A 24,368-nucleotide genomic window follows, 5' to 3' on the forward strand; every position below is an offset into this window, starting at 1 on the left:
GGGTAGGGCGGGGGGGGGGGGGGTGGAGGGTTAAACGCACAGGAAGCCCCGCGGAGGGGAAACCGGCCCCCCCTGGCGCGTGTGTTGCCCCCCGCGGCAGAAACCCCCGAGCGGGCCCCCGCCCCCGGGAGCACGGGTGGTGAGCGGGATCGGTCAGCCGATGGTGATGCCGTCGAGCAGGAAGATGGTGGACAGGTAGGTGTCTTCGGTGCCGGTGAACTCCAGCTTCACCGTCTGGCCCCTGTGGGCGGACAGGTCGACGGTCTTCTGGACGTATCCGGAACTCGCGTCGGCGTTGGAGTAGGTGGCCAGCGTGGCGCCGTTGACGTTGACCTTGAGGGTGTCGTAGGCGGTGGAGCCGGACTCCTGGGTGGAGACCTTCAGCCAGAAGGTGAGCTTGGGGGTGCCGGTGGAGGGCACCGCGACGTTCGACTGGGAGAGGGACTCGATGGCGTCGGCGCCGTAGCCCATCATCCAGGCGTACCAGGACCCGTCACGTGCGGCCTGCAGGGACGAGTTGGTGATGATGCTGTCGCTCTGGGTCCAGCCGCTGGTGCCCTGTTCGAAGCTGCCGTTGGTCAGCGCGTTCCCGCTGGGGGGCGTGGACGGCGAGGGGGTGGGCGTGGACGGCGAGGGGGTGGGGGTGCCGGTGCCGGGGTCGGGCAGGGCGGTGCCGACGCTGACGGCCGCCCATGCCTTGGAGAGGAGGTACCGCTCCTGGGAGTTGGCGCCGTACAGGTCGGCGGCGGCCTGCAGGGTGGCGGTGCGGGCCCCGGCGTAGTTGGTGGTGGAGGTCATGTAGGTGGTAAGCGCCCGGTACCAGACGGCTGCGGCCTTGTCCTTGCCGATGCCCGCGAAGGTGTCGTTGTTGCAGGTGGTGCCGGTGTGCGAGCGTCCGCCGATGGTCTTCGCCCCGGTGCCTTCGGCGGCGAGGTAGAAGAAGTGGTTGCCGATGCCGGAGGAGAGGTGCACGTCCACCGAGCCGGCGCCGGAGTTCCAGCAGGACAGGGATCTGCCGTCGGCGGCGGGGTTGTCCATCCGGCGCAGGGAGCCGCCGGACATGTTGAGCTTCTCGCCGATGTAGTAGTCGCCCGGGTCGCCGGCGTTGTTGGCGTAGAACTCGACCATGGTGCCGAAGATGTCGCTGGTGGCCTCGTTGAGGCCGCCGGACTCGCCGGAGTAGGTGAGGTTGGCGGTGGCGGCGGTGACGCCGTGGCTCATCTCGTGGCCCGCCACGTCCACCGCGGTGACCGGGGTGTTGCCGTTCTGCGAGGAGCCGTCGCCGAAGTACATGCAGAAGCAGTTGTCGTCGTAGAAGGCGTTGACCAGGCTGTTGTCGACGTGGACGTAGGCGCGGGCACCTCGGCCGTCGTTGCGGATGCCGGAGCGGTTGAAGGAGTCCTTGTAGTAGTCCCAGGTCTTCGCCAGGCCGTAGGAGGCGTCCACGGCGGCGCTCTCGCGGCTGGAGCTGGTGCCGTTGCCCCAGGAGTTGGTGGTCTTGGAGAAGGGCCGCGCGTTCTGCCGGGGGTTCGACTGCGGGCTGTTGTACGAGTCGTAGACGATCGTGCCGCCGTGCGCGGCGTCGGTGAGGGTGTAGCCGCCGGCGGTCTGGGTGGTCTCGATGGAGACCTGCCCGACGGTGACGCCGTTGCCGGTGCCCGTGACGCTCTGGTGCAGCTCGTACTGGTCCAGCGCCGCGCCGCTGGACGCGTCGACGATCACCGCCTCCCGCGAGGCCGGACCGTTCTCGCCCTCGCCGGTGACGGTCGAACGGTAGGCGAGGACGGGGATCTTGCCGACCGCGTACACCACCAGGGCGCTGTCCTTGCTGCTGGCCTTCGCCTTCTTCACGTGCTTGGCGTGCTTCACGGCCTTGGCGGAGGCGTCGGCGGCCGTCAGTTTCGGGGTGGTGCCGACGATCCGGACCGCGCCCTGGTGCGCCAGGTCCGAGCCGGTGATCGTGCCGTCCTCGGCAAAGTGCACCACCAGGTCTCCGCCGATCACCGGCAGGCCCCTGTAGGTGCGGTCGTAGCGCACGTGCCGGGAGCCGTCGGCGTCGATCAGGACGTCCTTGGCCACCAGGCGCTCGTCGGGGCCCAGGCCGAGCTCGCGGGCGGTGGCGGCCGCGTTCCGGCCGGCCGTGCGTATCGCCTCGCCGCGCGCGTCGGCCGTCATCGCCTTGAACCCTGCGCCGGGTTGGCCGGCGGAGGCGCCGGCGGCCGCGGTGGGGCGGGGGGCCGCGGTGGACTGGGTGGCCACCATGGTCACGGAGCCGAGGGCGAGGGCTGCCGCGACACCGGCTGCCAGGGCGTTCTTGCGGTTCATCGCAATCCTTCCGCCGGGCCTTGTCGGGGATGTGCCGCAGAACGTCATCTGGGGTGCGGGGGGCGTTCGGCAGCGGTTGGCCCGGCTGTGGCCATGAGGCTAGGGACGCGGGGCCCGGCCGACATCGGGGCAATCCCTTGACCTGGACGGCGAGGGCCGGCGGGCGCACCATGGCCCGATGCCAGACTCCGAGATGTGGATGAGCGCGTCCCACGAGGCCGGTCCCGGGCTGCCGGTGGTGCCGGAAGTCGTCGACGGCACCCGCCGGGTGGTCCTGTTCGGGCCGCCCGGAAGCGGCAAGACCACCGCGGCCAGGGCCCTGGGAAGACGGCTGGGCCTGCCCCTCCTGCGGCTGGCCCCGGGCCCACAGGACACCGGGATCCCGTACACCGGGTTGCTCGAACTCGCGCTGGCCCTCCAAACGCTGCCCGCGGCACGGAAGCTGATGGCGGGACTCGACGAGGCCGCCGACCGGCCGGGCTCCCCGGACAATGCCGGCTCGGCCCTGCGGCTGCGCCGGCAGACCGCCGCTCTGCTGCGGGAGGCACCGCCCATGACGCTGATGGTGGACAACGCCCAGTGGCTGGACCCGGCCAGCGCGGCCGTCCTGGGCTGGGCGCTGCGCCTGGCCCCGGACCTTCCCGTCATCGCGGCCGAGCGCACCTGGCGCCCGGAGGCCGCGGGTCACTGGTGCGGGGAGAACGCGTACGCGGTGCGTGTTCCGGCTCTGACGGTAGACCAGGTCGCGGCTCTGCTGTCCCCGTACCCTCTCGTCCCCCGTGAGGTCACGCGCATCCACACCCACAGCGGCGGGAACCCTGCGCTGGCTCTGGCACTCGCCCAGGTGCGCGGCCACACCGCCGCCGTGCCGATCGCCTCGGACGCCGAGGACCGCCCGGTCCTTCCTCCCCCGGGCCGCCGGTTGGTGGGCGAATGGCTGGGAACCGTGTCGGGGGAGGTCCGGGAACTGCTGACGTTCGCCGCACTCGACGACCGGCCCGACCTCGACCTGCTGAGTCGTCTCGCCGGGCCGGCAGCCGAAAGCCTCCTGGCCGAGGCCGAGGCAGCCGGACTCGTCGACCTCGAACAGCCCGACCGGACGGTGCGGTTCACCGCCTCCGCGATCGGCACCGAACTCGCGGCCCGGCTGCCGGGCCACGCACGCAGGCTTCTGCACGCCCGCCTGGCCGAGGCCAGCCACGACAGCGTCCGCCGCGACCGGCACACCGTGCTGGCGGCCGACGCCACCGACCCGCGGTCGGCCCGCCACGCCGCCCGCGCCGCCGCACGCGCCCGGCGGCGCGGCGACCACGCACTCGCGGCAGAGCTCTCCCTCCTCGCCGCTCAGCGCACCCCGTACGACGACGGCGAACTGCTCACCGAACGGGCCCTGACCGCCGTACGCGACGCCGCCCACTACGGCGACCTTCCCCGCGGCCGGACCGCCGCCCGCCTCGTCCTGGGCCACGACACCACCCCCGCCCAACGCGTCGAAGCCCTCGTCGCCCTGATCGACGCGAGCGGCCAGCACCTGCAGAGTGCGGACGAACTGTTCGCCGACGCACTCCACGCGGCGGCCGGACGATCCGACCTCACCGCGCAGATCCTCATCCGCCAATCCATCTGGGCCAACGTCAACGAGGGCGACCCCCACCGGGCGTGTGCCCTGGCCGGCCGGGCCGCCGCCCTCGCCGAGGCCGTAGGCGACACCGCCACCACCGTCATGGCCCTCACGATGCAGGCCCGCCTTCAACGCGTCCTCGGACACCCCGACGCCGAGACCACGCTCAGCCGCGCCCTGTCCCTGCCACGCGCCGCCTCCATTCCGGTCAACGGCACACCTCAGCACCTCGCCGCCCGGCACGCCCTCTTCGACGATCGCCCCGAGGAGGCCCGCGCCGCGCTGCTCCCCCTGCTCGTCGAAGCCGAGCGGACGGGAGACGCCGAGGCGACCGTGGACATCCGGCGCAGCCTCGCCGAGGCCGAACTCCGCGCCGGACGGTGCGCCAGGGCGCTCGACCACGCCCACCGCGCCCAGGCGCTGACCGACGGGACCGCCCTGTCACCCGCACCGGCGTGCTACACCTCCGCCCTCGTCGAAGGCACCGCCGGGCGGACCGACCTGGCCCTCGTCCACGCACGCCGCGGAGTCGACGCCGCCCGGCAGGAGGACAACAAGGTCTTCCTCTCCCGCAGCCTCTTCGCCCTCGGCCACCTCCTCCTGGCCACCGGCCGCCCCAAAGAGGCTCTGGAGGCCCTGGAGGAGGTGCGGGACCTCGAGGAACTCCAGCAGGTCCGCGACCCGTCCGTCCTGCGCTGGCACCCCGAACTCGCCGAGACCCTCATCGCCCTCGGCCACCTCGACCGGGCGCAGGGCCTCCTGGACGACACCCGCCGCACCGCGACCGACCTCGGCAGGCACATGGTCCTCCCCCCGCTCGAACGCGCCCAGGCGCTCCTGGACGCCGCCCGCGGCGACTACGACACCGCGGCCCGGCGCCTCACCGTCGCAGCTGACCGGCTTCGCCACCTCCCCCTCGAACGCGGCAGGACCCTGCTGGCGCTCAGCCACACCGAACGGCGCGGGCGCCGACGCGCCAGCGCCCGCGCCGCCGCGCAAAAAGCCGCCGACCTCTTCACCGCCCACCAGGCACACCCGTGGGCCGAAACCGCCGCGCACACGCTCAGCCGACTGGAAGCCGTCCCGGCGGGCGAAGACGCCCACCCCCGCCTTACCTCCGCCGAGCAACGCTGCGCCGAACTCGCCGCCGCCGGAGCGAGCAACCGCGACATCGCCACCACCCTCACCGTCAGCGTCAAGACGGTCGAAGCGACCCTCACCCGCGTCTACCGGAAACTCGGCCTGCACTCACGCGTCCAACTCGCGCACACCGTCACACCGGCACACGAGTGACCCGCCCGGACGGCTCCAGCCGCATCCGGGTTCAGTCGTGTACCGGGCGACGACGTCGGGCCCGCACCACCGATCGGGCAGACGGACGGCCTCCGGGCCCCAGCACGACGTCGTTTCGGGGTTACGGGCTGCCGGCTTGCTCGGTCGGGCGGGTCCAGGTGTTCATGATGATGAAGGTCTTGGTGCCCTCCACCTTGCCGGTCCGGCGTACGGCGTTGATCACCTGCTGAAGATGCTTCACGTCCCGGACCCGGAGCCTGAGCAGGGCGTCGGAGGTGCCGGCGATGCTGTGGCTCTCCTCGATCTCCGGGATGCTCTGGGCGATGCCCTGGATCTCGTCACTGTCGGTCGCGCCGAGCAGGCGGATCTCGATGAACGCCTGAAGCATGCCCGCCCGGCTGTCCTCGATGACCGCGGTATAGCCGCGGATCACACCCTCCCTCTCCATGCGCTCGATGCGGCGGGCGCACGGAGCCGCCGAGAGTCCCACAGCACGCGCGATCTCCGACACGGGCGCCCGCCCGTCCCTGCGGAGGATGTTCAGTATGTGGCGGTCGATCGTGTCCACGGCCAACTCCCCAAATCGTGCGCGCCACGCACGAGTCGCGCGTCGAAAGCCCCATAGCTTCTTGCAGGTCGAGTGAACCACGCTCGACATGTGCGTGATGATGCCCGGCCTGTCGCCTGGAGGGCGTCGCCCTGTCATCGTCTTGGTGTCCGGGTGATCCCGGCAGGAGGCTCGCACCGGCCAACCCCTACGGCGCGAACTCCGACCAGGTGACAGGTGCGCGGGTATCCCCAGCACCCCCCGCGGCCGGCCCCACATCCTGGGGTCGGCCGGGCACCGAGCCAGGCCCGCCGGCAGCGATCACCGCGTGGGGACCTCATTCCGCCTCCCTGCGTCGCGGCGAGCTCGCTGTGGACCTGTGAGAGCTGGCCGAGGCCGTCCGCACGCACCCACGGTGCGCGTCCTGGACGCCGGAATAGCCCAGGAGCATCCGCTGCTGAAGGCGGCGCTGCAGGAACGCCCTACAGTGTGCTGCCCGGCGGAGCCCCGGCTGACCGAAATGGACACGGCACAGTTCCCAGAACGGGAATCGGACGCTTCCGCCGATGCCTTGATACGCCGTGCCAGCCCAGTATTTGAGTCCCACATAGACGAGGACTTCGATTATCTCGCGCTGTCACTCGGTGGTGAGATAACGCCGTTGCGGGCTGACTCGAGCCGAAGGCGGGTCATGGGAACGGCAGGTCAATGAGCGGCAGCTTTCGGCGCTGCAATGGGTGAGCGCTGGTTCCCCTGCTGGCGAGTGGAAGACGAGCTCATAGAAGACCACGGGCCAGGCACTGCAGAATCGGGGGCTGGTCACGGTCTCCAGGAAGGGCGGCCAGTGGAGCGTCATCCTGTCGAGCGCCGGCCGGCATTACCTGACGCACGGCACCTACCCTCTCCGCAAGTCTCGCCCGCGGAAGACTCAGGCAGCCCCTCCCTCCGCAACCGCCGCCCATCCAAGCGCAGGAGATCCCGGCCGCCAGGCGAAAAAGCCGCGCCCTTTCCCACAGGCGCGTTCTCGGAACAGCTGTTGCAAGAGCTCGCGGAGGCGGCGGCCGGATCGTCATGAGTGGGTCCGGAGTTGGAGAAGTGGCCCTCCCGCGTCGCCGCGGCACGCAGGTCCGAAGGGATCCCGGAGACGAAGGAACTGTACGGGGGCTGGTGCCGTGGCGCGTACGAGATCAAGCTCGTCGACGTCCCCGCCTGGCGCCTGGCGGCCCTTGAACCCGTCTCTGTGCCCTCGCGGCTTGCGCGGCCGCACAGCGCGGTGCGGGCCATGCAGAGCGAACCGCAGCCGCTGGGTCTGACCAAGCCGGTCCAAGGACGTGCCCTCAGGCTTATCCAGGCGCTGATCACCGCCGCCGAGAAGGCAGGACATTCCAGTGCGGCAGGGCAGACCGGCTTCGCGCCCCCGTCCCATCGCCGACGAAGGGCATCTCCCCACTTCACCATCACCGCGCAGGGCCAGACCGTGGAGTTCCTCGTCCTCCAGGAGCAGGACCGGACCGAGCACGTCGCCACCGACAAGGAGGTCGCCGAGGCCAAGAGGAACCCCTGGATCAGGATCCCCCGCTTCGACTACACCCCGTCCGAACGGCTCCGCTTCGTCCTCAGCGGCGGCCAGCCGCACCGGGCGAGCGAATGGGCCGACACCCCAACCGTCCCCTCGAAGACCAGCTCGCCGAGATCGCGCAGGAGGTCACGCTTCGCGGCGAAGCCGCCGAACGCAGACGTCTCGACGAGATCGAGGCGGCCCGCCAGAAGCGCATCCGCTGGGAAGCCGCCATGAAAGAAGCGCGCGTCCAGTACGCCGAGGCGTACCGCGTCCGGCACTTCGAAGCGCAGGGAGCGGCATGGCGCCACACCACCCGACTCGGGGAGTACGTGAGCGCCGTACGCACCCGGGTCGAGACCATGCCCCCAGGCCAGACCAGGACCGAAGCCGAAACATGGATCGACTGGGCGGCAGCACGCGTGGAGCATCGGAACCCGCTGAACACACCGCCCCGGCTGCCCGACATCCCCGAACCACGAGCCGACGATCTCAGGCCCTTTCTCGGGCGCTGGAGTCCCTACGGCCCTGACGCAACACGCGCCAGACACCCCACCCAGTGTCACGGAACGTCATTAGCGAGAAGCCGATGGGACAGGGGCAGCCAACAGCTCGGCAGCCAATGCCCCAACCACTTCAGGGTGCCTCCCACCACACGGCTGAGGACTCCATCCGGCGGTCACCAATCACGCATGACCACCCATCAGATATCACGCCGTCCGTGCGTCAAACGTGCGTCACGTGCGTCAGATATGCGTCAAGATATCGCCCGTAACACACGTAACGCCCATCATGCACACTCAGAGAAACAACAGGTCAGCGGCCCTTTTCAGCAGGCTCAAGGATCGCCACGCACTCCACGTGGTGCGTCATCGCAAACATGTAGAGCCAAAACAGGTTAAGGAAAACCGCTGGTCAGCGACGCGCGAAGAGCAAAACGGACGCAAGGCCAATGTGCATTACGGGCGCGATGGGCACTGTGCGCGATCTCTGACGCACGTCCGGATCGTGTATCGACCCACTGCACAGACATTAAGGAAGAAAAGGGGTAGAACTGTTGCGGTGAGAAGTACGGCAAGTGCTGACAGCAGGAATGTCCGGCTTCCAAGGGAGTCGACCGCCACCGGCGCGACCGCGACGCCGAGGGGCCTGAGGGCCTAACGGCTCAGCATGTCGAGGGAAAGAACACGACCCAAGGTCTCGTTCGGGACGCTCCGCTGGAGAGTGCTGATCCAGACGACCCCGCCGAAGGCGTATCCGGCCCCAGTGGCGAAGGCCGCCAGCCCGATCAGCGGCACGGGCGCGGCGTATGCCAGGCAGGCGAGCTGGAGCCTGCGGCCGCTTGCGCGCAGATGACGCTGGCGCCCGCGTTCCGCGGTGTCCATCGCGCGGCCACCATGCCTCCCGCCAGAGCGCCGAACGCCTGGAGGGCGATGAGAGGCCCGTAGGAGGTGAAGCGGCCTCCTTCCCGCAGCAACTCGGGAAGGAGGAAGAGGAGCGGGCCGATCACGACGAGGGCATGTACCGACCCCAGCATCATGATGACCAGCATCCAGGGCCTGAACCGCACCTCACCGAATCCGGCGCGTGTTTCCACCATGCGTTGCGCGACGGCGACCGCGCCGGTCGAGGGTCCTTTGCGCCGAGGAGCGCGAGGATGCTCACCAAGAAGGTCACCACGTTTGAGGAGCAGGACGCTGTCCGCGCCGTGGACCGCCAGGAGGATTCCGCCCAACGCCGGGCCTATGACGGCGGAGAACTGGAGGGCGGCCGACCGCAGCGCGTTCGCTGCCGGAATCGACTCCGGAGGCACGAGCGACGGTATGAGGGCTCCGAAAGCGGGCCTGACGAAGGCAGCGCCGACGCCCATCATCGCGGCCAGTGTCATCAGCAGCCACAGAGGGAGATCAGGGGTTGCGAAGAGAAAACCGAGGACGGCCGCGCGAGTCCGAGAAGGTCGGCCGCGGCCATGTCTCGCGCCCGGGACGACCGGTCGACCCACACGCCGGCGAACAGGGGGTCACGGGGATCGTTCGCGGCGCGTGGAGTGTCGCCGGGCATTGCGGATGTGCAGCCCTGGGACAGGAGGGGGCGCTTTGGGGATAGCAGTGAGTAATTTCCCTTTCCTACGGTGAGCGCGATCAACGGCGCGGAACGGAGCACAGACGCCTGTCCGCCGCAGCAAGATGACGAGCAGAGAGGCAACCTTTCGTGAACCACTCCCACGGGACGCCCCACCGATCGACCCACTCCGCACACGCCACCGGGCCGGAAGGCACAGCGCACCACCGCACAGGCGCTTCCTGGGGCATCGCGGCAAAGGCGACCGCGCACTGTCTGAGCGGTTGTGCCGTCGGCGAGATCCTCGGCATGGTCGTCGGTACCGCCTTGAGATGGGGCAACCTTCCGACGATGGTCCTCGCGATAGCACTGGCCTTCGTGTTCGGTTACGCGACCACCCTGACCGCCCTCCTACGGGCCGGGCTCGCCCTGAGCGCCGCGTTCAAGGTCGCCCTGGCCGCCGACACCGTCTCCATCGCCGTCATGGAGGTCGTCGACAACGGCATCATCGCCCTGGTTCCGGGCGCTATGGACGCTCATCTGACGGACGGCCTGTTCTGGACATCGCTGCTGGGCGGATTCGTCATCGCGTTCGTGGTCACCACTCCGGTCAACAAGTGGATGATCAGCCGCGGAAAGGGGCACGCCGTCGTCCACGCCCACCACTGACACCACCACGACCAGCGGTGGGCGCTCCTGTCGGCAGCGTGTTCACACCGCGCGGGCGTCCGTGTGCTGCGGGACGTACGCCGACCGGGCGACACACATCTGACGGTGCCACAGGTCCGGTGGGCACCTGCTGGGGCGTCGTCCCGGGCAGCGCCGGGGTTCCGGCGGGGGTGGTCGTGTCCGGAAAGCAGTGGCTGGATAATCTGCGTCCGGCGTGCGGGCTCCCGAACGGGTGCAGGCCCGGACGCCTGCCACAGGTCGGCCGGCCACGGGCCCCGCTGTCGCCGTGTGCCGGGCGACCGTCGCCCTCCGGACAGGACACGACATGCTCGACGAGGCGCCCGCCAGAACCACGGAGCCGCTCGAAAGGCCCGCCGGCCCCGACCCGTACACCGGCCGGGCCGCCTCTCCACCGGCCGGGGATCCGCCCACCGAGCCCTGGGCGGCGATCACTCACTTCGCCGAGCGGACCCCGCACGCTCCGGCCCTGCGGGACAGCCGGCGCACGGTGACGTACGTGGCACTGGTCGAGCGGGTCCGGCACCTCTCCGCCCAGTTGCGCGGGAGGGGAATCGGCCCCGGTGACGTCGTGGGCGTCCTGCTGCCGCGGAGCGCGGACTTCGCGGAGACGGTCCTGGCGATCTGGCACGCCGGAGCGGCGTACCTGCCCCTCGATCCGGCCCACCGGACAACGTGGACGGCCGAGGGCCTCCGGCAGGCCGGGGCCGTCCTGTGCGTCACCCGCTCGGAGGCCGGGGCCACGGGCGGGACAGAGGTGCCGGGCGTGTCCGGACTGCCGGTGCCGGTCGTCGACCTGGCCCGCCTCGACACATCGCGGCCGCCCGTGGTCCCCTCCCAGGGCCGGCCGGAGGCCGGAGCTCCCGAGCCCGACAGCTGGGCGTACCTCATCCGGACGTCGGGCAGCACTGGGCGCCCCAAGCTGGTGCCGGTCACCCACGGGGGTCTGCCCCATCTGGTGGCGGGACAGCGCCACGCGATCTCCGGGCTCGGGCCGGGCAGCGTGGTGCTCCAGGTGTTCACTCCGCTCTTCGACGGCTGGGTCTTCGACCTGCTCCTCGCGCTCGGTCACGGCGGGCGCCTGGAGGTGCTCGACGAGGAACGGCTCGGCCGCCCGCTTCACGCCGTGGCAGCCGAGACCGGCACCACGCACGCGACGGTGCCGGCGGTCCTCGCCCGCACCCTGCGTCCCGTGGACTTCCCCGGCCTCAGGGTGCTGCTGAGCGCGGGGGACGTCTGTCTCCCGGAGACCGCGCGGCAGTGGGCCGGGCACGTCCAGTTCGTCAACGGGTACGGCCCGACCGAGACGACCGTCTGCGCGACCCTGCACACGGTCGACCCCGCGGCCCCTCCGTCCGGCACCGTGCCCGTCGGCCGTCCGGTCCCCGGTCGCCGGATTCTGCTTCTGGACGAGGAACAACGACCCGTCATTGATGGCGAGTTCGGTGAGATATGCATCGGTGGATGGGGACTCACCCCCGGATACGTCGGTGACCCGGAGGAGACGGCGCGCCGCCTGATCACCGATCCCACGGGTACCGTCCCTGGCGGCCTGATCTACCGGACCGGAGACCGGGGGCGTCTTTTGCCCGACGGTGCGCTGGAGTTCGGTGGACGCCTGGACACGCAGACCAAGGTGAACGGCTACCGCGTGGACCCGGCCCAGATCGAGTCGGCGCTCGTACGACTGCCGGATGTCCGGGACGCGGTGGTCGTGGTGGACGAGAGCGTGGAGGGACGGCGGCTGCTCGGCTACGCCAGACTGAAGGACGCCACCTCCCCGCGGCAGAACGGGCGCGACCTGCGGGCCGAGTTGCGGGAGGCGCTCCCCGCCCACCTCGTGCCGGCCTCGGTGACGGTGCTGGACGCATGGCCGCTGACCCCGTCCGGCAAGGTCGACCGCGCGCTGCTGCCGCCGCCCGGCCGGGAAGCCGCGCCCACGGCTCCGGCGTCGGGACCGGCCGCCCGTCTGTCGCGCATCGCGGGAGAGATCCTCGGAACCGGGGCACTGGGGGCCGACGACTCCTTTACGGCGCGCGGCGGGGGCTCGCTCCAGGCCATCGAGTTCGCCGCACGTGTCCGGACGGAGATGGGGGTGACCCTTCCGCTGCGGGCAATCCTCGAAGGGGCGGTCATCACCGACCTCGCCGTGCGAGCCGTTCCCGTCGCGGAGGACCGCCCGCCGCTCCCCCCGTGCGCGGGCGAGCACGCCGACGAGTCGCACGCACCTGCCGACGAGAGCGCCGGGCCACCGCCCTGCTCGGCCGCCCAGCAGCGTGTCTGGCTCGCGGAGCACATGGCCGGCGGGACGCCCGCCTACCATGCGGCCTCCGTGGCCCGGCTCCGCGGCCCCCTGAGCGAACCGTCCTTGCGGGCTGCCCTGCAAGCCCTGGTGGACCGCCACGAGGTCCTGCGCTGCCGGCTCCCGGTCCACGACGGAACCCCCCGCTACGTAGTCGACCCCGACGCGCGCGCGGAGCTTCGGTACAGCGACCTGCGGGCTGCGCCGGACGCCGAACGAGCCGCGTCCGAGGCCGCCCTCGCCGAGGCCCGCCGGCCCTTCGACCTGTCGGCGGGACCCCTGATCCGCTGGCACCTGATGCGAACGGCGGACGAGGAGCACGTCCTCGTACAGACCGAGCACCACGCCGTTCACGACGGCCACTCGGCACGGCTCCTCCTCTCCGATTTGGTGCGGGGCTACGCGGAGCACGTCCGCCGAGGAAGCGTCGACACCCGTCGGGCCGCTCCCGGCTACGGCGCGCTGACGGCCGCCGAGCTCCACTGGACGACCGGGCCGGAGGCCGAGCGGCAGAGGGCGTACTGGCGCGCTGCCCTGGACACGCCGCCGGCGCCCTTGCCTCTGCCTGCGCGCAAGGCGTCGGCCTCTGACGCGGAGAAGGCGGCGGCCTCACAACCGGGCGCGGAGCAGCGCCTGCACCTGGACGCTGAGCTCATGGGCCGAGTAAGGGCGTTGGGGCGGGCTCACGGAGCCACTGTCTTCATGGTCGCCTTCGCCGCGTTCCTGGCCGTCCTGCACCGCACGACCGGCGCACGGGACGTGCTCGTCGGTTCGGGCATGGCGAACCGGCGCCGTCCCGGAACGGCCGGAGTCGTGGGCATGTTCGTGAACACGGTGGTGCTGCGCGGGAAGCCGCGCCCCACCCTCTCCTTCTCCTCGTTCCTCGCGGAGGTGCGCTCGACGTGCCTCGACGCGTACGAGCACCAGGAGCTGCCGTTCGAGGAGGTGATCGCCCCGCACCCGCGCAGCTCCGCCGGGGAGAGGAACCGGCTCGTGCAGACCGCCTTCAGCTTCCACGACTCCCCTCTGGCCGCCCTCCCCGAGTCACCGCTCGACATCACGGTCCGCGAGGGCCTGCCCCTGGGTGCGGCCAAGTTCGAACTCGGCGTGACCGGCTTCCCTCACCACGAGGAAGAGCCGGACCGCAGTGGGATCGGTCCGGACGGTCTGCTGCGCATACCCCGGTCCCGCGGCCCCGTCCTCCCGGCGGACCGGCCGGCCGGACTCACCCTGACCTGGCAGTACGAGACCTCGCGCCTGGACGACGACGCGGTGCGCGGCATGATGGACTGCTACGAGGCCGTCCTGCGCGCGGTGGTCGACCGTCCCGACACGCCGCTCGACGCGCTTCCGCGCTGGGCGCCCCGGACGGCGGAGTCCGTGGAGCCCGCCCCGTCGGCTCCCGGCGCGCGGGCGGAGAATCCGAGCGGTCGTGGATCCTCAGCGTCCGGCATCGGGGCGTACGGTCGCGCCGACGCGCTCGCCCGGCTGATGGGCCGGGTGCTGGGGGTGCCTGGCATGCGGCCGGAGGACGATTTCCTGGAGCTCGGCGGCGATTCGCTCGGCGCTCTCCGTTTCACCCTGCTCGCCCGTTCCGAACTGGGTCTGGACATCCCCTTGAAGTCCTTCCTCAGGGCGCCGACAGCGGCTGCGGCCGCCGGTCTGGCACGGCCGGCGGCCCAGGACCTCATCCCGGCGCGCCCCAGGAACCGTGGGAGGGAGGGTGAGTAGCGACATGCCGTCGTACGACCGTGTGTGCTTTCCGCTCGCGGACCCGCAGCGCCGGCTGCTGGGCCTGCTCGGTACCTGCGCCGACCCGTCCGCGTACGTGAGTTTCCTCGCCCATCACGTGCGCGGCCCCCTCGACCTTCCGCGGCTCCGGCGCGCCATGGACGCGCTCACCGCCCGTCACGAGCCCCTGCGAACGGCCTTCCCTGCCGACGAGGACGGCACGGTCCGGCGGCAGTGCATCGAGGAGCCCGACGCGATGCCCTGGGAACTGACGGTGCTCGACACACCACCCGTCCCTTCGAGCCCACCGCCCCTGCACAGTGAGGAGGACGCCCTCTTGCAGGGCTTCGCCCGGCGCGCGTTCGATCTGGCCCGAGGGCCTCTCGCACGCGTGCTGGTCGTACGCCGAGCGGCCGAGGACCACCTCGTCGTCCTGGCGGTCCACCTCCTGGCCGCTGACGGCTGGTCGCTGCAGATCCTGCTGGACGAACTGGGCGAGTACTACGCTGACGCGGGACGTGCGACCGCACTTCTCCCGCCGCTCGACATCCAGTACGCCGACTGGGCCCACTGGCAGGCCGGGAGAGCGGCCCGCCCGGAGGGCCCGCGGATCCCCGCCCGCCCGGTCGTCGGACCGGGGCGGCGCCTGCGTACGGCTCCCGTGCCGGTGTCGGCGGCGGAGCGCCTTGCCCGCCAGGAAGGGGTGCCGCTGTTCACCGTGCTTCTGACCGCCTTCGCCCTGGCGGCACGCGGGCCGGCGGCGCCCCGCGTGATGGTGGACGTTCCCGTCTCCGGGCGCGATCACCCACAACTCGCGGTACTCGCAGGCTACTTCACTCGGTTCCACCGTCTCGCCGTCTCGCTCCCCGACGACATCACCTTCCGGCAGGCGATGCGCCGGGTGCAGGGCGCCTGGGCCGAGGCCGAGGAGACCGATGCAGTCTTCGCCAGGCCTGCGCGCCCGCACACAAGCACGGGTCTGGCCCCGGATTCGGTTCTGGCGGACGGCGTCCCCCTCTTCTCCTACCGAGCCAGTGACGTGCAGCCGCGGCTGCGCTTGGAGGGCTGTTCCGTGACCGAAGCCGACTGGCTTCACAACGCCGCGAAAGTGGATCTCGGCCTCATCACGGACCTCGTCCGAGACGCGGTACACCCCGTGCTCGAGTTCCGTCCGTCCGTCGTCCCGGAGCGGGTGGCCGAGCGCCTGGGCCGGAACTTCGCGGTGCTCCTGGAGGGAGCAGCGGCCGACCCGGATGAGACGGTGGATCCGTTGGAGGGAGGAGTGCCCTGACGACCGCCGGAACGGGGCGCTCGGCAACTCACCCGTCCCTGCGGCCGGCACCCCGACTGCTCCGGTTTTCCGAGCCGCGGCGTGAGCATGGGCGGTACTCTCCCTGTCGGCGTCGGCACGTGCGGAGAACGGGCACAAGTCCGCCGACAGACGGGGCTTGGGGGGCGACGTTCGGTGTCTGCGACGGAGGACGGTGAACTCCTGGGCCGGGAGCGGGAGACGGCCTTCCTGGACGGCATCCTGCAAGCAGCGATTTCCCACGGTGAAGGAGCAGCGATCCTCCTCCGGGGCCCGGCCGGCATCGGCAAGTCGGCTCTGCTGGCCTGGGCACGGAACGCGGCGCGGCGGCACGGTTTCGCCGTCCTGGGAGCGGTGGGCTCCGTGGCCGAGTCGGAGCTCGCCTTCGGGGGCTTCCACCAGGTCTTCTGGCCGCTGCTGAAGCGCTCTCGGACCCTCCCACCACGGGACCGGGAAGTTCTGGAGCGCGCCTTGGGGCTGGGGGAGGAATCGCCTGCCGGCGCGACCCCGCTGGGTGCCTCGGCCCTGACCCTGCTCACCGAGGCCGCGCGCGACCGGCCGCTGCTGGTCGTGGTGGACGACGTGCACTGGATGGACGGCTCCAGCACCGCGGTGTTCACCTTTCTGCACCGGCACATCGCCGCCCTGCCCGTGGTCTTCATCGGAGCGGGCCGTGAGGACAGCCCGGCCACCGACCGGTGGACCGCGGAGCCGCTGCGTGTGGAAGCGCTGGACCCGTCCGCCGCCGAAACCCTGTTGCGCCGGTGTCACCCGACCCTGCCCGTGACAGCGGCCAGGCGGGTGCTGACGGAGGCCGCAGGCAATCCACTGGCCCTTCAGGAACTGCCCGTGCTGCCGGACGACGAGCACGACACCGGCCTGCCCGGTCGGATGCCCCTGGCGCACCGGCTGGAGTACCTCTTCGCCGAGCGGATCCGGTCGCTGCCGGCTGACGCCGCGCACACCCTGCTCCTGGCCGCTCTCGGCGGCCGGGTGGGCATGCGGAACACGGGCGCCCGGGCGACTGCGGCAGCACCCGAAGACCCGTGCGCTGTTTACCCTCCTGGCGACCCTGCGGCGGTCCTCGCCGCCGTCGAGGCGAGTGGGCTGGCGCACCTCGACGGGAACGGTGTTCTGGCCTTCCGCCATCCCCTGGTGCGCAGTGCGGTGATCTCCCTGGCTTCGCCCGAGGAGGAGCGGGCGGCCCACCGGTTCCTGGCGGGGCGGCTGGACGCCGGCGACCCCCGACGGCTCCGGCACGAAACACTGGCCGCGGTCCTGCCGGACGCCTCCCTCGCCGAGCGGCTGGCAGACGCCGCGCGGCAGATCGCGAGACGCGGCGGCGACGCGGAGGGGGCGGTGCTGATGGACCGGGCCGCCGCTCTGAGCACCGATGCCGCGTCCCACACGGCACGCCTGACGTGGGCTGCCGTCATGGCCGCGCGGGGCGGACGACTCGCTCACACCGCCGAGTTGGTGGAGGAGCTCAAGAGAAGGCCGATACCACCCGGCTCCGCTCCGCTCTTCGCCTACGCGGTGGTGTACGTCGACCAGAGTCACCGGATCGATTTCGAGTCCTCCTTCACACTGCTGCCGCAGGCGCTGGACCTCCTCTCGCAGACCGGGGTCGAGCCCTTCGAGGGGCTGGCGGAGCAGATCTACTTCAAGCTGCTGCTCGCCACCTCCTACACCGACGACCCCCGAGGCCGGCGCGCCCTGGAGAAGCACGCCGACGCCGTCTCCCCCCTGGCTAGGCTGTGCCGCGCTGTCTGGTCCGACCCGCCCCGGACCGCGCACGGCGCGACACGTGCACTCGACGTGCTCAACAGGGAGATGAGCGAGGAGCAGGAGGCGGGAGCCGCGTGGTTGCTGCTGTGGACGGCGACGGCGGTGGACGCCGCCGACGAGACGCTGTGGCGCCGCTTCACCGGCCAGCACGCCTACGCCACCCAGGGCTCGGTCGCGAAGGCCCGGTTCTACCAGGACTATCTGCGAGGCCGGTGGGAGAGCGCGGCCGCGTGCCTGCGGGAGGCGGAGGCCGCGGACGACCGCGGATACCACTGCAATGCCCTGCTGTTCCGTCACTATTACGCCCACTTCCTGGCCGGCCGGGGCGACGAACAGGGACTGCGGGAGGTGGAGGCGCTCATCGAGCCGTCGGCCTCGGGGGCTCGGATGCGGTTCGTCACCGACCACCTCGTCCACCTGCGGGCCCTGGTCGCGCTGGCGCACGGCCGGTACGAGGAGGCGTACCTGCACCTGGTCCAGCTCATGTCCCCCGGTGTCCTGCCGCGTGGTCTGCCCTGGTTCCACCTGCCGTTCTTCGACCTCGTGGTCGCCGCTGTACACACCGGGCGCCGGCGGGAGGCCACCGCTCACGTCGAGGCCGGCCGGGCGGCGCGGATGGACGACATCTCCGCTCACCACGCCTTCCTCCTCGCCGCGGCCTCGGCCGTCGCCGCCGCCGATGAGGTCGCCGACGCCTGCTACCGGGCCGCGTACGCCGTCGAGGACGCCGAGACCTGGGTCTTCGGCATGGCCCGGTTGCGGCTGGCCCACGGCTCGTGGCTGCGCCGGCGCCGGCGCGCGGAGGCATTCGACGTGCTGCACCGGGCACGCGACGCGTTCCGGCGGCTGGGCGCCGAGCCCTGGGCGGAGCGTTGCGAGGAGGAGCTGACCGCCGCGGGATCCCCGATGGCGGCGGTCGCCGGACGTGGGCGGTTGACGGGCCAGGAACGGCGTATCGCCCAACTCGCGGCGACGGGGCTGACGAACAAGGAGATCGGCACGGCCCTGCAGGTGTCACCTCGTACCGTAGCGGCGCATCTGTACAAGATCTTCCCCAAGCTCGGGGTCACCTCCAGGGCCGCGATCTCCCGGGCGCTGGCCGACGCCTCGGCCGATCAGGACTGAGACCGGTTTCCGCCAGGCGTCGGCGCCTACCGGTGGTCGCTCGGCGCGCGCAGGTACGCCGCCGACCCCGTTTCCTGGAGCGTGTCGGGCAGTGGCGTCACCTCGGCGGTGTCGTACTCGGCCCTGTGTTCCCGCCACTCGCTCGGTGACATCCCGTATCGGGCACGGAAGCACCTGCTGAAGTGGGCGGCGGTGGCGAAACCCCAGCGCTGGGCCACCACCTGGACCTTCGCCGTGCCGCCGGCGCGGCCCAGTTCCCGTCGGCATTCCTCCAGGCGGCGCTGCAGTATCCAGCGGCTGATCGTGCCGTTCTCACCCGTGAAGAGCTTGTACAGCCTGCGCACGGAGATGTGGTGGGCCTCGGCGATGGCGTCCGGGCGAAGCCGGGGATCCGGAAGCCTGGAGTTCACCCAGCGGCGGATCTCGTGCGCCGCCCGATGGTCGGCGTTCGAACGGCCGCTTCCCCCGGGGCGGGCGTTCCGCTCGGCCTCCTCGGCCACCAGGCTGGTGAGCAGGTCCGCCGCCTGGTTCATCAATCGCGTCGCCAGTCCGTCTTGTCTGGCTTCCGCTCCCCAGGGGCCTTCGGCCGTGGCCAGGGAGAGGAGCAGCGGGAGCAGCAGTGAAGCGACGCCCGTCGTGGCGTCGTACGCCCGGCCGGTCGTCCGGAGCAGGACGTCGTCCGGGTAGGGCACCAGTCGGCGGGGGACGTGCAGCACGGCCAGGGCGCTTCCCGCCGTCCAGCTCACGGTGACCGGTCTGGCCGAATCGGCCAGGACCAGGTTTCCGGACGTCTCCCTGCTCTCGTCCGTGCAGGAGAGGCCGCCTCGGAGCGGGCCGCAGACCATGATCTCGCGCGCGTTCGAATCGTCGGCCGGCATCATCGGGAGGGTGAGCGCGCGGGTCGGGTCGTCACTTGGAACGACGCCGATCCGGACGTACGGCGGCCGTCCCGGATGCACGTCGTGGACGACCGGACCGGGATGCGGGTGCGGGCCCGCTTCGTGGCGTGAAGACACAGGGGACGGCACCGTGGGCTCCTCCGGATGTTGTGCGCGACGGACCGTGCCCCACTCTCGGCGTGCCTCGGCTCCGGCACGTAGGTCGGATGACTGACGGCCGCGGCAGGTCACTTCACGGCGGCACGCTGTGCGCCCCGGGGCAGCTCCGGGCCGGGAAGGTCCTCCTCCGGGGTACGCGCGTGTCTCCACTGGCGCGGCGCCATGCCGAACGCCCCCTTGAAGGCGCGGCTGAAGTGGGCGGGACTGTGGAAGCCCCATCGGCGGGCGACGGTCGAGACCGTCGGGCTGGAGCGTTCTCGGCGTGCCAGTTCCCTGGCGCACGCCTCGACACGGCGCCACAGGATGAGCCGCCCCACCGTCGTGCCCTCCGCTTCGAAGAGCCGGTGGAGGTAGCGCACCGAGATGTAGTGGGCTTCGGCGATCCGTTCCGGGGTCAGGTCCGCGTCGCGGAGGTTCCGGTCGATGTACTCGCGGACGCGCGGCACGAGACGGGCGCGCGTGGTGCCTGGTGGCTCCTGGTCCCTTCCGAGCAGTTCGTCGGCGAGGAGGGCGACGAACTCGACGGTGTTCCCGGCGAGCAGGTCACCGGTGGCCGGAGTCACCTGGCCGGCGACGAGGGGGAGGCGTTCGAGGTAGGGGATCAGCAGGGCGGCGACGCCGCTGCGTCCCTGCACGGCGCGTCCGGTGAGGCGGAAGAGGTGGTCCGCGGGGTCGCCCAGCGTCTGCCGAGGGAGGGAGAGCAGCAGCATCCGGAAGGACTCTCGCTGGTCCAGGGCGAAGGGCCGGCGCGGGTCGATGAAGACCAGATCCCCCGGCTCCAGCGCGGTGCTCCTTCCGTCCTGCGTGAGGAGTGCCGTGCCCGACTGCTGAAGGGCGACGGCGACCCGCTCGCCCGGACTCCGGGCGATGTGCCGGGGGGTGCGGCTCAGCTGGGACGGTCCCGCTTCGACGAGCAGCAGGCTCAGGTAGCCGAGGTGAGCGATCACTGGTGACGGGACGTCGGCCGGAAAGGTGCGCATCACAAGCCGGACGGGGGCGATGAGGCTGTCGAAGGCGTCCTGCCACAGGCGGGGCGCCTCGTATTCCTGTCCCGCTGTCATGTCTCGAAGAACGTGTCCCACGCGTGCTCCTTGTTCTCGGACGCCGGCCGGTCGGCGAACTCGCCGCTCAGGGGGTGCGAACGGCCATGTGCGTTCCCCTTCATGCTTGGCCGCGCGAGAAGACCCCACATAGGTCATTTGACGTGCGGCCGTGAACCCGGCTGGAGCGTCCGTCGGCCTCCTGGGACAAGAGGTGTGCACGGACGGGCAAGTACGGCCGGTACGGAGGGGAGGCGGGGCCCGTACCTGTCCGTAGGCTTGGGGCCGTTGCCCCGGCTGCCGCTGCAGCGGTCAGGAGCGGACCGGGCCCGACGGATTCGTCAGCTCTTCCATCCCGGAATCGCGCCCATGCGCGGGAGTGTGTCGTGGAACATGTAGCTGGGCCGCCTCCGGTCCTCGAACCCTTGGCCCAGGCCTTCGTCGAGGCCCACACATGTCCGGGCGTGCCGGGCGGAGCAGGGCCCGTACCCGCCAGCGAGGTACTCGCCGCCCTGCACGGGGAGGCGGACAGGACGCCGGACGTCGAGGAGGAGTGGCTGGCACTCCCCGGCTGCGACGGCGAGCGCATCCGCGTGCGGATCCTGCGGCCGGCCGCCAGCGAGGAACTCCTGCCGGTGGTGCTCTACCTGCACGGCCTGGGCTGGACCCACACGTCCGCCACCACGCATCAACGGCTGCTGGAGGACTTGGTGCTGGGTTCGGACGCGGCCGTCGTCGTGCCCGAGTACGACCGTCCGCCGGCCGCCCGCTATCCGGTGGCCGTCGAGCAGAGCTACACCGTGGCCCGCTGGATCGCTGAGAACGGTGCCGACTGGCGTCTCGACGGCTGCCGCATCGCCGTGGTCGGCGTCTCGGCGGGCGCCAACCTCGCCGCCGCTCTGACCCTGGTCGCCAAGGAACGCGGCGGCGTGGACTTCGTCCACCAGGTCCTGGTCTGCCCCGTCACGGACGCCACCGGGCAGACGGCGTCCTACCGGCACTTCGCCGAGGGGTACTTCCTCGGCAGCGCAGTCATGCGGTGCTTCTGGCAGAGCTACGTCCCCGACACGGCACGACGCGGGGAGATCACCGCGTCGCCGTTGCTGGCCACCACGGACGACCTGCGGGGGCTTCCACCGGCGCTGGTCCTGACCGCGGAGGCCGACGTGGTGCGCGACGAGGGCGAGGCGTACGCGGCGAAGCTGAGGGCCGCGGGCGTCTCCGTCGTCTCCGCGCGCTACCACGGCACGATCCACGGCTTCATCCTCTTCGACATGCTCCGCGAGAGCGACGCGGGCCGCGCCGCCCGGACGCAGACCGTGGACATCCTCCACGTCGCCTTACACCGGGGGTGGTGAGGGGGCCGTCCAACCCGGGGCGACGGGTGGGCGGATGCGCCGTGCAGCCTCGGGCAAGGCCTGTGCACGGGGCGCCGACCCACGCCGCGCGAAGGGACATAACGTCCCGGTGTGCCGCCTCTCGGCGGTACGCCGAACGTCTTCCGTCCTCACGAAACGGGTTCTGCCATGCACGAGTTCCCTCCTGTCACCCCTGTCCTGGAGCCGGCCGCGGCGGCCTTCGCCGAGGCCACCGCCCAGCCGCCGTTCCTCTTCCAGATCCCCGTGGCGGACGGTCGCAAGGCCGTCGACGACGTCCAGTCCGGACCGGTGGACAAGCCCGACGTCGACGAGGAGTGGGTCAGCGTCGCCGTCCCCTCCGGTGGCTCCGTCAAGGCGCGCGTCGTGCGTCCCGTCGGCGTCCGGGGCGAGCTGCCCGTCATCCTCTACATCCACGGCGCGGGCTGGGTGTTCGGTAACGCCCACACCCACGACCGGCTGGTGCGGGAGCTGGCCGTCGGGGCCGGTGCCGCGGTCGTCTTCCCGGAGTACGACCTGTCGCCGGAGCACCGCTACCCGGTGGCTGTCGAGCAGAACTGGGCCGTCGCCCGCTGGGTCGTGACCGATGGGGCGGACAAGGGTCTGGACGCCACTCGTATGGCGGTCGCCGGGGACTCGGTCGGCGGCAACATGAGCGCCGCGCTCACCCTGATGGCCAAGGAGCGGGGCGGTGTTCCCCTGCTCCAGCAGGTCCTCTTCTACCCGGTCACCGACGCGTCCTTCGACACGGCCTCCTACCACCAGTTCGCCGAGGGCTACTTCCTGCGCCGCGACGGCATGCAGTGGTTCTGGGACCAGTACACGACCGACGAGGCCGAGCGCGCCCAGATCACCGCCTCCCCGTTGCGCGCCACCACCGAGCAGCTCACCGGCCTGCCGCCCGCCCTGGTCATCACCGCCGAGGCCGACGTGCTGCGCGACGAGGGCGAGGCGTACGCGAACAAGCTGCGGGCCGCCGGCGTCCCGGTGACCGCCGTGCGCTACCAGGGCATCATCCACGACTTCGTCATGCTCAACGCGCTGTGCGAGACCCACGCCGCCCGGGCCGCCATCGCGCTCGCCGTGGCCACGCTCCGGACCGCGCTCGCCAAGGACTGAACCGGCCCGGGCGGCGACGCCCGGTGGCAGGGGCCCGCCCCGCGCGGATGCCCCGGGGTACGCGGGCCGCCGGGCGTGCGTACCCCGCTCTTCCCGTTCCCCATCCGAGCAGTCAGGCAGCCCATGGACACCCCCGACAGCCCGTCGCCCGATCCGGGCGGCCCGTCGCCCGACCCAGGCGTCCCGTCGCCCACCCCCGGCGGCCGGCACCACGAACCCGATCTGCGGGGCATGACCCGCATCAACCTCCGTCCGATCGCCTCACCGATGCCCCTCGGCTTCTACGCCGTCGCCATCGCCTCGGTCATCGTCGGCTGCTTCCAGCTCGGCGTCTTCGAGCAGAACGCGGACCGGGCCGTCGCCTTCACCGTCCTGCCCGCCTTCGTGCTGCAACTCCTCGTGGGCATCCTGGCGTTCGGCGCTCGCGACGTCCTCGCGGCCACGCTGATGGCCTGCTTCTCCGGCACCTGGCTTGCCACCTCCCTGGTCCTGGCCCTCGACCCGCCGGGCGGCACGGCGGTGCTCGGCGTGCTGAACCTCGCCTTCACCGTCTTCGCCGCCCTCATGGCGAGCGTGGCCAGGGCCAAACGGGCCCTGTGGCTCGTGCTGTGCGTGGCAGTCCCCCGGTTCGCCGTGGCCGCCGCCTCCAACCTCTCCGGCATCGCCTGGCTGGGCACCCTCTCGGGCGTCCTCGCCCTGGTGCTGGCCTCCGCGGCCCTGTACGCGGCTTTCGCCCTCATGCTGGAGGACATGCGCGGTGAGCAGGTCCTGCCGATCGGCCGCAGCGGCCCGGCGCACCACGCCGTCGAGGGCGACCTCTCCGTCCAGTTGCGCAACCTCGAACGCGCGGCCGGTGTCCGTCGCACGCTCTGAGTCGCCCGGCCCCGTCCGCCCCGCGTCGGCGGCACCGGCACCCCGTCCCAGAACCGTGTTCCGAGGAGTCTCCGTGAGGCCCATCCAGCAACTCGTCACGGCGAAGGTGTTATCGCCGGACCACGGTGCGGCGCGGCTCGTGGTGGGGATCCGTCACGATCCCGGCGACCCGCTGGCGGTGCGGCTCGATTTCGCCCCCGCCGAAAGTCCCGACGAGGGTGGGGCGGCGACCTGGGTCTTCGCCCGGAGCCTGCTGGAGGACGGAGTGGTGGGGGCCGTCGGCGAGGGCGACGTCCGGGTCCGGCCCGGCGACGTCGGCGAAACGGACATCGAGCTGGTCTCCCTGTACGGCTCCTGCGTGGTGCGCTTCCGCACGGACACGCTGCGCTCCTTCCTCTCCCTGACCGAGACCCGCCTCCCGGACGTCTCCCCCCGGATCCGGACCGAGCTCGACCGGACGCTCAACGCCATCCTCGGGCGGCGCGTCTAGGGCCTCCCACCGCCCTCCCCTGTCCCGTGCGGGGCTTGTCAGGCCCTGCCCCACTCCTCCCGAGA

At 71.6% G+C, this 24,368-nt stretch carries 15 protein-coding genes; 9 read left to right on the forward strand and 6 right to left on the reverse strand.

Annotated features, from left to right (window positions below):
- Positions 1-153 precede the first annotated feature (153 nt).
- Positions 154-2,325: a M4 family metallopeptidase gene (locus tag ACFWJO_RS21505; protein ID WP_386867357.1), complete on the reverse strand. Its 2,172-nt coding sequence runs from the start codon at positions 2,323-2,325 to the stop codon at positions 154-156.
- Between the two features lie 178 nt (positions 2,326-2,503).
- On the opposite strand from ACFWJO_RS21505, the gene ACFWJO_RS21510 reads away from it, so the two are divergent.
- A complete protein-coding gene (locus ACFWJO_RS21510) occupies positions 2,504-5,239 on the forward strand; it encodes a LuxR C-terminal-related transcriptional regulator (RefSeq protein ID WP_386867359.1) in 2,736 nt (911 codons plus the stop codon).
- Between the two features lie 121 nt (positions 5,240-5,360).
- On the opposite strand, the gene ACFWJO_RS21515 is transcribed toward ACFWJO_RS21510, so the two are convergent.
- The 3 genes from ACFWJO_RS21515 to ACFWJO_RS21525 all read right to left on the reverse strand — a co-directional run bounded on the left by ACFWJO_RS21515 (position 5,361) and on the right by ACFWJO_RS21525 (position 9,346).
- The gene (locus ACFWJO_RS21515) at positions 5,361-5,807 is read right to left on the reverse strand and encodes an Lrp/AsnC family transcriptional regulator (RefSeq protein ID WP_356549230.1); all 447 of its coding nucleotides are present in this window, start codon (positions 5,805-5,807) and stop codon (positions 5,361-5,363) included.
- Between the two features lie 1,563 nt (positions 5,808-7,370).
- Positions 7,371-7,625, reverse strand: a complete 255-nt coding sequence (locus ACFWJO_RS21520; RefSeq protein WP_386867362.1) for a hypothetical protein — start codon at positions 7,623-7,625, stop codon at positions 7,371-7,373.
- Between the two features lie 1,007 nt (positions 7,626-8,632).
- On the reverse strand, positions 8,633-9,346 hold the full coding sequence (locus ACFWJO_RS21525) for an MFS transporter (protein WP_386867364.1): 714 nt from the start codon (positions 9,344-9,346) through the stop codon (positions 8,633-8,635).
- Positions 9,347-9,555: 209 nt separating this feature from the next.
- On the opposite strand from ACFWJO_RS21525, the gene ACFWJO_RS21530 reads away from it, so the two are divergent.
- The 4 genes from ACFWJO_RS21530 (at position 9,556) to ACFWJO_RS21545 (ending at position 18,347) form a co-directional block, all read left to right on the forward strand.
- Complete coding sequence (locus tag ACFWJO_RS21530) at positions 9,556-10,074, forward strand: DUF4396 domain-containing protein (RefSeq protein WP_386867366.1); 519 nt, start codon at positions 9,556-9,558, stop codon at positions 10,072-10,074.
- Between the two features lie 325 nt (positions 10,075-10,399).
- A complete protein-coding gene (locus tag ACFWJO_RS21535) occupies positions 10,400-14,125 on the forward strand; it encodes an amino acid adenylation domain-containing protein (protein WP_386867368.1) in 3,726 nt (1,241 codons plus the stop codon).
- On the forward strand, positions 14,118-15,416 hold the full coding sequence (locus tag ACFWJO_RS21540; RefSeq protein WP_386867369.1) for a condensation domain-containing protein: 1,299 nt from the start codon (positions 14,118-14,120) through the stop codon (positions 15,414-15,416). Before ACFWJO_RS21535 ends, ACFWJO_RS21540 begins: the two co-directional genes overlap by 8 nt.
- A 174-nt stretch (positions 15,417-15,590) precedes the next feature.
- Positions 15,591-18,347, forward strand: a complete 2,757-nt coding sequence (locus tag ACFWJO_RS21545) for an AAA family ATPase (RefSeq protein ID WP_386867371.1) — start codon at positions 15,591-15,593, stop codon at positions 18,345-18,347.
- A gap of 26 nt (positions 18,348-18,373) precedes the next feature.
- Here the strand turns inward: ACFWJO_RS21545 and ACFWJO_RS21550 are convergent, their stop codons facing one another.
- Positions 18,374-19,363: a helix-turn-helix domain-containing protein gene (locus tag ACFWJO_RS21550; protein ID WP_386867373.1), complete on the reverse strand. Its 990-nt coding sequence runs from the start codon at positions 19,361-19,363 to the stop codon at positions 18,374-18,376.
- A gap of 110 nt (positions 19,364-19,473) precedes the next feature.
- Complete coding sequence (locus ACFWJO_RS21555) at positions 19,474-20,466, reverse strand: helix-turn-helix domain-containing protein (RefSeq protein WP_386867374.1); 993 nt, start codon at positions 20,464-20,466, stop codon at positions 19,474-19,476.
- Between the two features lie 365 nt (positions 20,467-20,831).
- Here ACFWJO_RS21555 and ACFWJO_RS21560 point away from each other — a divergent pair, with 365 nt between their 5' ends.
- From ACFWJO_RS21560 to ACFWJO_RS21575, 4 genes are all read left to right on the forward strand, one after another.
- Positions 20,832-21,803, forward strand: coding sequence for an alpha/beta hydrolase (locus tag ACFWJO_RS21560; protein ID WP_386867376.1), 972 nt, complete (start codon positions 20,832-20,834; stop codon positions 21,801-21,803).
- A gap of 168 nt (positions 21,804-21,971) precedes the next feature.
- Positions 21,972-22,940 (forward strand): alpha/beta hydrolase, encoded by a 969-nt coding sequence (locus ACFWJO_RS21565; RefSeq protein ID WP_386867378.1) that lies wholly within the window; start codon positions 21,972-21,974, stop codon positions 22,938-22,940.
- A gap of 123 nt (positions 22,941-23,063) precedes the next feature.
- Positions 23,064-23,813: a GPR1/FUN34/YaaH family transporter gene (locus tag ACFWJO_RS21570; protein WP_386867380.1), complete on the forward strand. Its 750-nt coding sequence runs from the start codon at positions 23,064-23,066 to the stop codon at positions 23,811-23,813.
- A gap of 73 nt (positions 23,814-23,886) precedes the next feature.
- Positions 23,887-24,303: an SsgA family sporulation/cell division regulator gene (locus ACFWJO_RS21575; protein ID WP_386867382.1), complete on the forward strand. Its 417-nt coding sequence runs from the start codon at positions 23,887-23,889 to the stop codon at positions 24,301-24,303.
- The last annotated feature ends 65 nt before the right edge of the window (positions 24,304-24,368 follow it).

It is taken from the genome of Streptomyces sp. NPDC127092, assembly GCF_042722475.1.
Taxonomy (GTDB): Bacteria; Actinomycetota; Actinomycetes; order Streptomycetales; family Streptomycetaceae; genus Streptomyces.